The sequence below is a fragment of the Gynuella sunshinyii YC6258 genome (assembly GCF_000940805.1).
In the GTDB taxonomy this organism is placed as follows: domain Bacteria; phylum Pseudomonadota; class Gammaproteobacteria; order Pseudomonadales; family Natronospirillaceae; genus Gynuella; species Gynuella sunshinyii.
In genome coordinates this window covers 4792619-4804933 of record NZ_CP007142.1, presented here as the reverse complement: position 1 = coordinate 4804933, position 12315 = coordinate 4792619, and the positions used below count along the sequence as shown (strand labels likewise).

13 protein-coding genes are annotated in these 12315 nt (G+C 47.6%); 6 read left to right on the top strand and 7 right to left on the bottom strand.

Annotated features, from left to right (window positions below; genetic code table 11):
* Positions 1-23 precede the first annotated feature (23 nt).
* The 6 genes from hpf to YC6258_RS20080 form a co-directional block, all read right to left on the bottom strand.
* On the bottom strand, positions 24-323 hold the full coding sequence (gene hpf / locus YC6258_RS20105) for a ribosome hibernation-promoting factor, HPF/YfiA family (protein ID WP_044618506.1): 300 nt from the start codon (positions 321-323) through the stop codon (positions 24-26).
* 189 nt (positions 324-512) lie between these two features.
* Entirely contained in the window at positions 513-2045 is a 1533-nt protein-coding gene (locus YC6258_RS20100; protein ID WP_044618505.1) for an RNA polymerase factor sigma-54, read from the bottom strand.
* Positions 2046-2074: 29 nt separating this feature from the next.
* The gene (gene lptB / locus YC6258_RS20095) at positions 2075-2800 is read right to left on the bottom strand and encodes an LPS export ABC transporter ATP-binding protein (protein ID WP_044618504.1); all 726 of its coding nucleotides are present in this window, start codon (positions 2798-2800) and stop codon (positions 2075-2077) included.
* Positions 2797-3297: a lipopolysaccharide transport periplasmic protein LptA gene (gene lptA, locus YC6258_RS20090; RefSeq protein ID WP_044618503.1), complete on the bottom strand. Its 501-nt coding sequence runs from the start codon at positions 3295-3297 to the stop codon at positions 2797-2799. Before lptA ends, lptB begins: the two co-directional genes overlap by 4 nt.
* Entirely contained in the window at positions 3281-3844 is a 564-nt protein-coding gene (gene lptC, locus YC6258_RS20085) for an LPS export ABC transporter periplasmic protein LptC (protein ID WP_044618502.1), read from the bottom strand. Before lptC ends, lptA begins: the two co-directional genes overlap by 17 nt.
* 16 nt (positions 3845-3860) lie before the next feature.
* Complete coding sequence (locus YC6258_RS20080; RefSeq protein WP_044618501.1) at positions 3861-4817, bottom strand: calcium/sodium antiporter; 957 nt, start codon at positions 4815-4817, stop codon at positions 3861-3863.
* A gap of 187 nt (positions 4818-5004) precedes the next feature.
* Between YC6258_RS20080 and YC6258_RS20075 the strand changes: the two genes are divergently transcribed.
* The 5 genes from YC6258_RS20075 (at position 5005) to hisC (ending at position 10296) form a co-directional block, all read left to right on the top strand.
* Positions 5005-5706 carry an MlaC/ttg2D family ABC transporter substrate-binding protein gene (locus tag YC6258_RS20075; protein ID WP_044618500.1) on the top strand — a complete coding sequence of 234 codons (702 nt, stop codon included), beginning with the start codon at positions 5005-5007 and terminating at the stop codon, positions 5704-5706.
* A 231-nt stretch (positions 5707-5937) separates the two neighbouring features.
* Positions 5938-7200 carry a UDP-N-acetylglucosamine 1-carboxyvinyltransferase gene (gene murA, locus YC6258_RS20070; protein WP_044618499.1) on the top strand — a complete coding sequence of 421 codons (1263 nt, stop codon included), beginning with the start codon at positions 5938-5940 and terminating at the stop codon, positions 7198-7200.
* A 15-nt stretch (positions 7201-7215) separates the two neighbouring features.
* On the top strand, positions 7216-7860 hold the full coding sequence (gene hisG / locus YC6258_RS20065) for an ATP phosphoribosyltransferase (protein ID WP_044618498.1): 645 nt from the start codon (positions 7216-7218) through the stop codon (positions 7858-7860).
* A gap of 17 nt (positions 7861-7877) precedes the next feature.
* Positions 7878-9203, top strand: coding sequence for a histidinol dehydrogenase (gene hisD, locus YC6258_RS20060; protein WP_044618497.1), 1326 nt, complete (start codon positions 7878-7880; stop codon positions 9201-9203).
* The gene (gene hisC / locus YC6258_RS20055; protein WP_044618496.1) at positions 9193-10296 is read left to right on the top strand and encodes a histidinol-phosphate transaminase; all 1104 of its coding nucleotides are present in this window, start codon (positions 9193-9195) and stop codon (positions 10294-10296) included. Before hisD ends, hisC begins: the two co-directional genes overlap by 11 nt.
* A gap of 20 nt (positions 10297-10316) precedes the next feature.
* On the opposite strand, the gene YC6258_RS20050 is transcribed toward hisC, so the two are convergent.
* A complete protein-coding gene (locus tag YC6258_RS20050; protein ID WP_044618495.1) occupies positions 10317-11423 on the bottom strand; it encodes a S1C family serine protease in 1107 nt (368 codons plus the stop codon).
* A gap of 78 nt (positions 11424-11501) precedes the next feature.
* Between YC6258_RS20050 and YC6258_RS20045 the strand changes: the two genes are divergently transcribed.
* Positions 11502-12260, top strand: coding sequence for a Nif3-like dinuclear metal center hexameric protein (locus YC6258_RS20045; protein WP_044618494.1), 759 nt, complete (start codon positions 11502-11504; stop codon positions 12258-12260).
* The last annotated feature ends 55 nt before the right edge of the window (positions 12261-12315 follow it).

The following is a 12315-nucleotide window of genomic DNA, read 5'->3' as shown; positions in this document are numbered from 1 at the left end:
TGTTAAAGAAACCTGCTTTTAAATTAGTGGCCATGCTGCCGGTTAACATGTTTTTCCTTATGTTTCAGCAACTGTCGGTCAAGTTTGTCGTGCATCAGATCAATAGCAGCGTAGAGGTCATCATGGGTGGCATCTGCATGGATTTGCGTGCCTGGTATGTTAATTTGCGCCTCCGCTTTTTGTCGGGACTTTTCGACAGATAACGTAACTTGAACATTACTGATCTGGTCGTGATGTCTTTCCAGTTTTTCCATACGGTTTTTGACGTAATCTTTGAGAGGATCGGTGATTTCCAGGTGATGGCCACTGATATTGATTTGCATAGGCTTCTCCTCAGTCTATTTGGATGTTTGGCATCCATCTATCTTTATGGGGCCGGAACTGTGTTCCGGCTTATTGTTAAGAATAGCTTGTGTTGTAGATAAATGCTTGATCTGGGTAGTGAATTTCCCTAGACCTTACCACTCGTCACATTTTTTTTTACAGTCTGATTGACATGTATTCCTGTTTCGCTAAACCAGTTGTTTACGTTCATTGGAGGGGGGGATGTTTAACGCCTCGCGATATTTTGCGATTGTTCTGCGTGCTACCTGAATTCCCTGATCTCCAAGCATCGTAGCGATTTTACTGTCACTCAATGGCTTTTTAGGGTTCTCTGATGCAACCAGCTTTTTGATGATTGCGCGGATTGCGGTGGAGGAGCATTCTCCTCCTGAACTGGTGCTGACATGGCTGGAGAAGAAGAACTTCAGTTCAAAGATGCCTCTCGGAGTATGCATGTACTTCTGAGTGGTGACCCTGGAAATTGTGGACTCATGCATATCGACAGCTTCAGCAATGTCATGCAGTACCAATGGCTTCATGGCTTCTTCACCATATTCAAAAAAGCCAAGTTGGTGTTCGACGATTTTGGTTGCCACCTTGAGAAGTGTTTCGTTACGGCTTTGCAGGCTCTTGATGAACCATCTTGCTTCCTGAAGATTGTCACGAAGGTAGGTGTTGTCATCGCTACTATCAGCACGCTTAACCATGGAAGCATAGCTGGCATTAACTCTTAAACGGGGTGCAATTTCCGGGTTTAGTTCTACCTTCCAGCGCTGGTGTTCTATGTCTTTGCTCACAATGACATCAGGAATAACGTACTCTGGCTGCAGCGGAGCGATCTGTTCCCCTGGGCGTGGGTTTAGCTGCTGAATCAATCCAATCATATCTTTCAGCTGATCTTCCTTGATTTTCATGCGACGCATGATTGTGGCGTAGTCCTTGCTGCCGAGCAGATTAAGGTACTGGTCAACCAGCTGAATGGTTTCTTTGAGTGCAGGGGTCGTTTCCGGTAGCTGTTTTAGTTGCGCCAACAGGCAATCACGCAGGTCGCGACTGCACACTCCTACCGGATCAAACATTTGCAGCCGGTGTAATACCGCATCCACTTCTTCCACATCCAGAGGATCTTCCTCTGTGCCGATATCCTGTTGCAGAGATTCAACCAGTTCCTGCCAATCCGTATTTAAATAACCATCAGCGTTGATACAGTCGAGAATGGCAAACGCGATAGCACGATCCCGATCAGACATTGGTGTCAGATTCAACTGCCAGCGCAGATGTTCCTCCAGGCTGTCAGTGGTTGAATTTTGGTTTTCATAAAAATTGTCGTCATCGGATGAAGGGGCTGACAGACCCGTTGGGGCATGTTGATAGACATCATCCCATGAGCTGTCTACAGCAAGATCTTCAGGGATATTTTCACCCCATTCCTGGTCTATTTCCCGGACTTCGGTTTCATTACTGCTGTTTTCCTGAGGGACTTCGCTGAAATCGGTTGCGCCACTTTCTTTGGCCGTATCGTGTTTTGAAACACCATTTTCATGATTATCCTGATGTCCTTCGCTATCCTCTTCAACTTCGAGCATGGGATTGGAATCCAATGCTTGCTGAATCTCCTGTTGCAGATCCAATGTGGACAGTTGTAACAGCTTAATGGCCTGTTGCAACTGAGGGGTCATGGTCAGATGTTGACCCATTTTGAGCTGTAGAGAAGTCTTCATATACTCATTGGTTCTCAAATTTGCATATCTTACAGGCGGAAATTATCGCCCAGATAGGTTTCACGTACTTTCTGGTTTGCCAGTATCTGTTCAGCATTGCCTTCAGCGATAATGTGTCCATTACCTACTATATAGGCGCGTTCACAGATATCCAGGGTCTCGCGTACGTTATGGTCTGTAATCAGTACGCCGATACCGCGATTCTTCAAGTGAGTGACTATTTCCTTGATGTCGCTGACAGAAATTGGGTCAACTCCGGCAAATGGTTCATCCAGCAATATGAACTTGGGTTCCATTGCCAGAGCTCTGGCTATTTCCACTCGGCGACGTTCGCCTCCAGACAAAGCCATTCCAAGACTTTTGCGAACATGTTGAATATTGAATTCGTTTAACAGTTTTTCCAGTTCTTGCTTGCGTTGCTGGGCAGACAGCTCTTTTCTGATCTCCAGAATGGCCATCAGATTATGCTCTACACTAAGCTTTCTAAAGACACTGGCTTCCTGCGGCAGATAGCCGATACCTTTTTTAGCCCTGCCATGCATTGGCAGGCCGGTGATATTTTGTTGATCGATATATACCTGTCCCCGATCAGCAGGTACCAGACCCACGATCATGTAAAAACAGGTCGTCTTACCGGCCCCGTTGGGACCAAGCAGGCCTACAACTTCGCCTATCCCCACATCTAAGGACACGTCTTTAACAATTTCCCGCGGACCATAGGATTTGGCGAGGTTTTTAGCTGATAGCGTGGTCATTGGCCCCCCAGAGCATCTGGTTGAAGCGTCATTTCAACTCCACCATCTGCCTGCCCGCTACCGTCTTTGACGTTATAGCGGATTTTGCCACCGGACATGTTGTTCCCAGTGCGGTTTAGCTTCGCATCACCGTCTATCAGAATATCACCGTTACTGATGTTGTATTCGAGATAATTGCCCTCAGCCTCCAATGGCTGTTTGTCCTCAGCTTTCAATAACTGGCGAAAATGTGCTGGCTTGCCGTTGGCGGTCATTTTAGTAACGTTGCCATCAACGAGGTAGATAAATACCTCGTCAGCATAAAGCCTGATGGAGCCCTGCTGAAATTCCACCTGCCCGGAATAGGTCATAATGCCTTTGATGTTGTTGTATTCACTTCGTTTGGCTTTGACTTTGATGGGTTGTTTGGTGTCATCTGGCAGGGCGAGGGCTGGAGTACAAATTCCCAGACTCATGAAGGCGATTAGAAAGAGGCAGGTATTAGTGATTGACTTCATATTGTGCTTCAACATCTGAATTGAATCTGACCGTTTCTTGTTGTACGTCTATTTCCATTCCCACGGCTGTCATTACTCCGAATTGATCTTTCATTGTAACAGGCTCTTCAGTGTAGGCATATTTGGTCTGATAATTGTATATAAGTTGGTTTGTAAGTAATACTGCTAAGTTCGGTCCACCAGTCTGCCTGACTTCAACGTTGCCGTTCAATTCAATAGTGTCATCGTCACTGCGAATAATTGCACTGAGGCTTTGGATGTGACTGACCGGACCTTTTTGGTTGAATACTTCAATATTGGGCGTGCTGATCAGGATCACATTATTTTTACCCGGCATGATCAATTCTGGGGTAGTGATTTCGTGAACCAGATGCCCTGAGGTATCAAAATTCCGACTGTGCAGGTCGTTGGCAAATAATTGTACCGGTGTGCCCGAGACAGTATCTTCTGTGATGCTAATGTCTTTTTGGGATACCCAGAAATAGCCAGTCACGGCGATAAGCAGTGGGACCAGCAATACTGGTCGATGCGACTTTTTGGCTGCCATTATTGAACCCTGTTGTTCAGGTCAGAGCCCGATAGTTGAGAAATAAATAACCACCGTATGCAATTAATGCCATTAATGCAAAAATTCGTCCTAAAGGTTTGCCGCTGGAGCCTTTGATTATAAGGCTGATTGACAGGAACGCCGTCATAAAGATCATAACAAGATAGTCCCTCCAGAATACGTCTGCTGCAAATGCATTCGGAGCAAGAATCGCCGGTACCCCAATGACAGCCAAAAGGTTGAACAGGTTTGATCCAAGAACATTCCCAATGGCGATATCGTGGTGGCCTTTGCGGGCACTGGCTACACTGGCTGCCAGTTCCGGTAGACTGGTGCCGATTGCGACGACCGTGGCACCAATGACAAGTTCGCTGATCTTCAGGGATATTGCAATTTGGGTGGCACCCCAAACCAGTATTTTGGAACTCAATATCAACACACCCAGACCAATGACGAACCACATTACAGCCTTGCCGGTATTCATCCCGGTTGGGATTTCATCTTCAAAGTCATCGTCCTGCGACTTTTTGTGGTCATAAAACACCCACAATAAAAATATGACGAGTCCTGCAAGCAGGACGACACCTTCCCCGCGACTCAGGAATGAGTCATAAAAAATAAAGCCGGTCGCCAGTGACACTAATAGCACTATCAGGTTTTCAATTTTCATAACACGGGCGGAAACAGGTATTGGAGCAATCAGGGCGGTAATTCCCAGAACGAGACCAATGTTGGCGATATTTGAGCCCAGTGCATTCCCCAGGGAGAGGTTCAGAGCATTATCCAGGGCTGCATTGGTTGAAACCAGTATTTCCGGTGCAGAGGTTCCCATGGAAACGATTGTGACACCAATCAGGATATGCGACATACCCAGATTATGGGCAATGGCTGCTGCGCCAGCGACGAATTTGTCCGAACTCCAAACTAAGAGGATCAAGCCCGCTGCTAAAGCGATACAGGGCCATAAAAGCATATTGTTTCCTTAACTCATAAGTGGTGGCGGCCAATTAAAATCGCTTGGCAGACTAATTGCAAAACATTTTGTGGTGACATGAATGTTTACTGAATATTGTCACATCCACTCTATGTTTGCGCTGTATTCGTTGCCGGCAGCGGTGTTAGAGTCCCGCCTGTTATAGTAGCAATGGGTTAAAACTAACATGAGAGTGGTTGCGTTAACACGGTTTGTGCTGATCAGTTTTTTGGTTTTGATTTCCAGTTCGGTTTATGCGTTGACACCGGATAAGACAGCTGAAGAGACAGTTAAAGAAAGTCTGGATCAAATACTGATTCTGATCGAAAAATATGGAGATCAGGATGATCCAGCAGAATACCTGCAGAATATGCAGACGTTGCTGGAACCCGTGGTGGGATATGAACTGATTGCTGGTCGGGTAATGGGAAAATACCTGTCATCAGCAACTATAGAACAAAAACGACGGTTTCTCGAAGTCTTTAAAACCAGTCTCATAAATACTTATGCCTTGGGTATCAAAAGCTTTAAGGGACTGAGTTTTGAGATTGTGCCTTCCAAAGATGATAAAAAAGATACATTCAAAAACACACGGGTTTACCTGGAAGTAGTGGATAAGTCCGGAACCCATTATCCTGTGGTTCAGTCCATGTACTATTCAAAAAACCGCAATGGCTGGGCTATGCAGAATGTAACATTTAACGGTGTGAATATTGGCGTAACGTTTCGTAATCGGTTTGATCGACTCATGAAAGAAGCCGGTGGGGATGTGGATAAAGCCATTGATATGTGGACTGAAATGGTCCAAAAAAGCTGGGATGAGAAGACTTACATCAATCCAAGCAAAGAGTTGCTAGAGGATTCTCAGGATAGCGATTCAGATATTTAGCCATTTCTCTCTTTCTTATTTATAATGCCCGCCCTTTTCGGGGCGGGATATACCCTTCCTCTGATAGATATTCGTTTTGGTTCCGCAGATGCTGCCCCTGACATATTTTTGTATGTCGGCTCTATTCAGTGTTTGAATGGCCAGAAGTTCTTAAAACACTTTATTGTCTCTGATTTATCCGGACCAGCAGTGGTAGTATCAGCAGACTGGCAATATAGGCTTTAAACATTAATGGATAAACTACTGATCAATGGTGGTACCAGGTTAGCCGGAGAAATCCGTATATCCGGTGCAAAGAATGCTGCTTTACCGATTATCGCATCGGCTTTACTGACCAAAGAGTTTCAGACGATTAGAAATCTGCCCCATCTTCAGGACATTACCACGATGCTGGAATTGCTGGGTTGCATGGGCATCCAGGCAATCATTGGTGAAGACATGAGTGTTGAAATCTGTGCTGGTCAGATCAACGATTTTACAGCTCCTTACAGCCTGGTAAAAACCATGAGGGCTTCCATCCTGGTGTTGGGCCCATTGGTGGCTCATTTTGGACAGGCCCGTGTATCTTTGCCGGGTGGTTGTGCCATTGGCAGCCGGCCGGTCGACCTGCATATTAAAGGTTTGGAAGCGATGGGTGCAGAGATCCGGGTGGAGGATGGATATATTAACGCCCGCACCAATGGGCGCTTGAAAGGTGCCAAGATCTTCTTTGATACCGTCACTGTCACCGGGACAGAAAATCTGTTGATGGCGGCGACTCTGGCTGAAGGCACCACAGTACTTGAAAATGCTGCCAAAGAACCCGAAGTGGTTGATCTGGCCAAGTGTCTGATCGCGATGGGGGCAGATATAGAAGGTGTTGGTACCGATCGAATTGTGGTTCACGGTGTTGAAGCATTGAAGGGCTGTGAATATGCCATTTTACCGGACCGGATCGAGACTGGCACCTATCTGGTTGCCGCCGCGGTGACTGGAGGATGCGTTAAGCTTAAAAATACAGATCCATCTCTGTTGGATGCGGTGTTAATCAAATTACGCGAATCCGGTGCTCACATAGAAACCGGTGAAGACTGGATCAGTCTGGATATGCAGGGTCGACGTCCGAAGGCTGTCGATGTTCTGACCGCCCCTTATCCGGCTTTTCCTACCGATATGCAGGCTCAGTTTACCGTTCTGAATGCAGTTGCCGAAGGTACCGGCACGGTAATCGAAACGGTATTTGAGAATCGTTTCATGCATATCCAGGAGCTTACCCGTTTGGGAGCTGATTGCCAGGTATCAGGCAATACAGTTGTCATTAAAGGTAAAGAACTGCTGACCGGAGCGCCGGTTATGGCCACTGATCTGCGCGCATCTGCCAGTCTGGTGTTGGCAGGGCTGGTTGCAGAAGGTCAGACCATGGTTGACCGCGTATACCATATTGATCGTGGTTATGAGTGCATTGAAGAAAAACTTCAGAATCTGGGCGCTTCCATTCAGCGCGTCAATATTTGACTTGGTATCTGTTTCATGAATAAACCGGTAATCATTGCTTTGTCCAAAGGTCGTATTCTTGATGACACTTTGCCGTTGCTGGCTGATGTTGGTATTGAGCCAACCGAAGATCTCGAAAAAAGCCGTAAGCTTATTTTTGACACCAACCACGATCACATTAAGTTCATTAAGGTTCGTGCTACCGATGTTCCGACATATGTGGAATATGGCGCCGCTGATATGGGCATTGCCGGCAAAGATGTGCTGATGGAATTTGGTGCTCAGGAAATCATCGAAGTCCTGGATCTGGAAATTGCCAAATGTCGACTGATGACAGCCGGCTTTCCTGATCGTAAGGAACCGTTATCCCGACGCCTCAAAGTGGCAACCAAATTTGTAGGTGTCACCAAACAGTATTTTGCTCAGCAGGGCCGCCAGGTGGATGTGATCAAGTTGTACGGTGCGCAGGAGCTAGCTCCGATTATGGGGTTGGCAGACTGTATCGTCGATATCGTCGACACTGGCAATACACTGCGTGCCAATGGCCTGGAACCTATGGCGCATATCGCCGATGTATCAAGCCGTCTGGTGGTGAACAGAGCCGCTCTTAAGTTAAAACAAAAGACCCTGCAACCCATTATCGACCAGATGGCGGAAGCTGTTAAACAACGTAAAAAATGATCTAGAGGACAGTTGTGATGAGTAATAACCGTGACCTTAAAATTCGCCGACTCAACAGGTCTCAGGCAGATTTTGATCATCACCTCGATCATTTATTAGCCTGGGAAAGTGTGTCTGATCCAAATGTGCAGGCGACGGTGGCGGAGATCATTCAACGCATTCGAACCGAAGGAGATGTGGCTCTGGTCGAATATACCAATCGTTTCGATCGGATGAGTGTATCTGACACTGCTGAGCTGGTTATCCGGGAGGATGAACTGCAACAGGCACTGGAATCCATACCCAGTGATCAGAAAGAAGCCCTGGAGCTGGCAGCTAAGCGGATAAGACGTTTTCACGAACGGCAGAAACAAAGTTCCTGGCGGTTCGAGGAAGAGGATGGAACCGTACTTGGACAACAGGTCACAGCGCTTGATCGGGTTGGTGTGTATGTTCCTGGTGGTCTGGCCGCTTATCCCTCTTCGGTGTTGATGAATGTGATCCCGGCTTCAGTGGCTGGAGTTGAAAAAATTATTATGGTAACGCCCACACCGGGAGGGGAGAAGAATCCTCTGGTGTTGGCAGCCGCAGCAATCTCCGGAGTTGATCAGGTTATCTGTATTGGCGGCGCTCAGGCGGTGGCCGCATTGGCATATGGGACAGAGACAGTGCCCGCCGTCGATAAGATCGTTGGTCCAGGCAATACCTGGGTGGCGACTGCCAAAAGTCAGGTATTTGGCAAAGTTGGTATCGATATGATTGCCGGTCCGTCCGAAATCCTGGTGATTTGTGATGGCCAGACGGACCCGGAATGGATTGCCATGGATTTGTTTTCGCAAGCTGAACATGACCGGATCGCTCAATCCATTCTGATTTCACCGAGTGTTGAGTTTTTAGATCAGGTTGAAGCGGCGGCCAATCGCTTACTGAATGAGCTGCCACGTTCAGAAATTATCCGGGCTTCAATAGAAGGTCGTGGTGCGTTTATTCATGTTAACAATCTTGAAGAAGCTGCTGAGCTTAGCAATCGCATTGCCCCGGAGCACCTTGAGTTGTCTGTTGAGGATCCTGAGGCGTTGCTGCAGCATATTCGTCACGCTGGAGCGGTCTTTATGGGGCGTTACTCTGCTGAAGCATTAGGGGATTATTGCGCCGGCCCTAATCATGTTTTGCCGACTTCCGGAACAGCGAGATTTTTTTCGCCGCTGGGGGTCTACGATTTCCAGAAAAAATCCTCCATTATCTATTTCAGTGCTGAAGGTGCCCGCGAACAGGGTAAAGTGGCTGCGCAACTGGCTTATGGAGAAGGGTTGCAGGCACATGCCTTGAGTGCATCTTATCGAGTGGGACACAATGCCAAATAATCAGGAATCTATTTCAAACCGGGTCGACGCATTGATCAGACCCGAAATCAGGGGGTTGAGTGCTTATAAAGTCCAGGCCGCGGAAAATCTGATCAAGTTGGATACTATGGAAAATCCCTATCACTGGCCGCAGGGCATGGTCGAGGAGTGGTTGACCATACTGCAAAATGTAGAATTGAATCGCTACCCATCGCCAGAGGCGGAAGAACTGAAGCAACAGTTACGCCGGGTCATGGGGGTTCAGGATCATTATCAACTGGTTCTAGGTAATGGATCCGATGAACTGATTCAAATAATTGCCATGGCTGTTGCAGGAACAAAGCGGGGCATTCTGGCGGTAGAACCCAGTTTTGTGATGTACCGCTTGATTGCACAGGTGCTGGGTATTCCTTATGCCGGGGTCGATTTGACCGAGGATTTTGAGCTCGACCTTGAAGCGCTGCTAAGCAAAATTGAGACTGAAAATCCAGCTGTGGTGTTCTTGGCACAGCCAAACAATCCTACCGGGAATTTATTTGGAGAAGAAAAGGTCCGTCGGGTTATTGAGAACTGCTCTGGATTAGTCGTGTTGGACGAGGCGTATCTGGCATTCACTGAGAGTGATCTCCTGCATTTGCTGGATGATTACGACAATCTGGTGATTATGCGGACTCTTTCAAAAGTGGGGTTGGCTGGTTTGCGCTTGGGTGTCCTGATCGCTCAGCAGGAATGGTCAGAACAGTTCAACAAGGTCCGGTTGCCTTACAACATCAGCGTACTGAGCCAGGTAAGTGCCGTGTTCGCTCTGCAACATTATGATGTTTTGAGCCAGCAGACTGATTTGCTGCGTAAACACCGGTCTGATTTGTTTAAAGCGTTGACTCAGTTCGAACAGCTGAAGGTATGGCCCAGTGAAGCCAATTTTCTGTTGATAAGAGCCAAACAGCAGTCCGCTGCAGAACTACATTCGCAACTGAAAGAACATGGCATTCTGGTTAAGTTGCTGGACGGTGTTCATCCGTTGTTGGAGAACTGCCTGAGAATAAACGTGTCCTCTGAGTCAGAGAATGCGGCATTGTTGTCGGCGCTGGGCAAGCTGTTACCTGCCAAGTGAAGAACTCCACTGCCGGCCCACTACTGAGTGGGCCGGGATCCTAATGTGATTTCAGCGTCATGACGCTGACCCATCCTGTAAAATCCAACGCTCAATGTCTCACCCGGTTTGCGGTCGATGACTTCCATCCGCGCCTGCCTGGCACTGAGTAGTGGCTTCTGATTAAAACTGATGAGAATATCGCCGGGTTTCAGACCGGCGAGCTGAGCCGGGCCACGTTCATCAATACTGGATATCTGCAGACCAAAATGTTCAGGAATATGCTGATCCATAAGTGCCTGCACGGGAACTTCATGCATTTCAGCACCCAGATACCCTCTGATCACCCTGCCATGCTGCGCCAGTGACATGGTTACTTCCAGTACCTGCTCCAGTGGAATCGCAAATCCGATTCCAACAAAGTTTCCATTTACCCTGAATATCGACGTACTGATCCCCACCAGCTCTCCCCGGGTATTGACCAGCGCGCCACCGGAGTTCCCGGGGTTGATCGCTGCGTCTGTCTGAATGAAGTTGGCCAGCAGACCGGTTTCGACATTGTGACGGCCAGTGGCACTGACAACTCCCATGGAAGCTGTTTGACCGATACCAAATGGGTTACCAATGGCGAAGACAATATCGCCAATGTTCAATATGGATCTGGAAAAGCTGATCGGCTGTAAATGATCCAGGTTGATTTTCAGCAATGCCAGGTCGGTCAGAGGATCTGTACCAATGACGTTGGCCTGAGCGATTTTGCCGCTTGAGGTGGCCACCAGAATATTGCTGGCATCGGCGATCACATGGTAATTCGTAACGATTTGACCATCTTCAGTGATGATAACTCCAGATCCGAGACTGGATTGCAGACGCTCCATTTCCGGTTGGGTCTGATCGTTAAAAAATTGTTTGAGATATGGGTCGCTGAGCCATTCTGACGGTTTGACTTCCTGTGGATGTATGGGTTTGCTCGAATAGATATTGACCACCGATGGACTGGCTCTTGAGATGGTGCTGGCATAGCTGGCGGGTGCCGGGCTGCTGATCAGCTCTGCGGCACTGTTGTCGCTCATCAGCCATAAAATTGCCATGCCACTGACCAAACCAATGAGTGTTGGAAAGACGAACAGCTTTAGGAAATTTTTCATCTCAATGGTTTACCTTAAACAGTTGGGCAGGTAGCTTTGTGGCCGTAATGTGATGCACGAGCGGAGTAAACTCAAGACATGTCGGTGCAAAGAACTGATTTACAGGGTTATTTGGATAAACTATTGAATGTGGCGGACATTCGCGACTACTGCCCCAATGGCTTACAGGTTGAAGGTCGTAATGTCATTCAAAAAATAGTCACAGGTGTTACAGCCAGTCAAAAGTTGATTGATCGTGCCATTGAATTGCAGGCTGACGCAATTATTGTTCACCATGGTTATTTTTGGAAAAGCGAAAGTGCGCCAATTGTGGGAATGAAACATAAGCGGATTCATGCGTTGATGACCCACGAAATCAATCTGTTTGCTTATCACTTGCCTTTGGATGTGCATTCTCAATTTGGGAACAACATTCAGTTGGCTCAGTTGATGGGCGTCAATGTGGTCGCCAGCCTGGGTGATCTTTGTAGCAATGCGATTGGTCTGGTAACCGAGTTTGAACAACCACGATCAGGGGCTGAGGTCCGGCGGTGGCTGGAGGATCTGCTCAGTTTCCCAGTGATTCACGTAGAACAGTCAAGGCCCATTAAGACTTTGGCTCTATGTACTGGTGCGGCACAAGGTTTTATTGATGAAGTCGCTGCCCTGGGTGTGGATGCTTATTTGTCCGGGGAGATATCCGAGCCAACGGTACACGCAGCTGAAGAGCAGGGGTTACATTATTTTGCTGCCGGCCATCATGCGACTGAACGTTATGGTGTCAAAGCGCTCGGAGAACATCTGGCTGCACAGTTTGATGTCGCCGTAGAGTTTGTTGATTTACCAATTCCGGTCTGAGTGTTGGCGGATATTTTCAATCCGGCGAGCTTGTCGCCGGACTGAAAAGTGGTGA

Coding starts and splice junctions, on each gene's coding strand:
- YC6258_RS20075 (WP_044618500.1), top strand. CDS start 5,005: ATGAGAGTGGTTGCGTTAACACGGTTTGTGCTGATCAGTTTTTTGGTT.
- hisD (WP_044618497.1), top strand. CDS start 7,878: ATGAGTAATAACCGTGACCTTAAAATTCGCCGACTCAACAGGTCTCAG.
- hpf (WP_044618506.1), bottom strand. CDS start 323: ATGCAAATCAATATCAGTGGCCATCACCTGGAAATCACCGATCCTCTC.
- hisC (WP_044618496.1), top strand. CDS start 9,193: ATGCCAAATAATCAGGAATCTATTTCAAACCGGGTCGACGCATTGATC.
- YC6258_RS20050 (WP_044618495.1), bottom strand. CDS start 11,423: ATGAAAAATTTCCTAAAGCTGTTCGTCTTTCCAACACTCATTGGTTTG.
- lptC (WP_044618502.1), bottom strand. CDS start 3,844: ATGGCAGCCAAAAAGTCGCATCGACCAGTATTGCTGGTCCCACTGCTT.
- hisG (WP_044618498.1), top strand. CDS start 7,216: ATGAATAAACCGGTAATCATTGCTTTGTCCAAAGGTCGTATTCTTGAT.
- lptA (WP_044618503.1), bottom strand. CDS start 3,297: ATGAAGTCAATCACTAATACCTGCCTCTTTCTAATCGCCTTCATGAGT.
- YC6258_RS20100 (WP_044618505.1), bottom strand. CDS start 2,045: ATGAAGACTTCTCTACAGCTCAAAATGGGTCAACATCTGACCATGACC.
- YC6258_RS20080 (WP_044618501.1), bottom strand. CDS start 4,817: ATGCTTTTATGGCCCTGTATCGCTTTAGCAGCGGGCTTGATCCTCTTA.
- lptB (WP_044618504.1), bottom strand. CDS start 2,800: ATGACCACGCTATCAGCTAAAAACCTCGCCAAATCCTATGGTCCGCGG.
- murA (WP_044618499.1), top strand. CDS start 5,938: ATGGATAAACTACTGATCAATGGTGGTACCAGGTTAGCCGGAGAAATC.
- YC6258_RS20045 (WP_044618494.1), top strand. CDS start 11,502: ATGTCGGTGCAAAGAACTGATTTACAGGGTTATTTGGATAAACTATTG.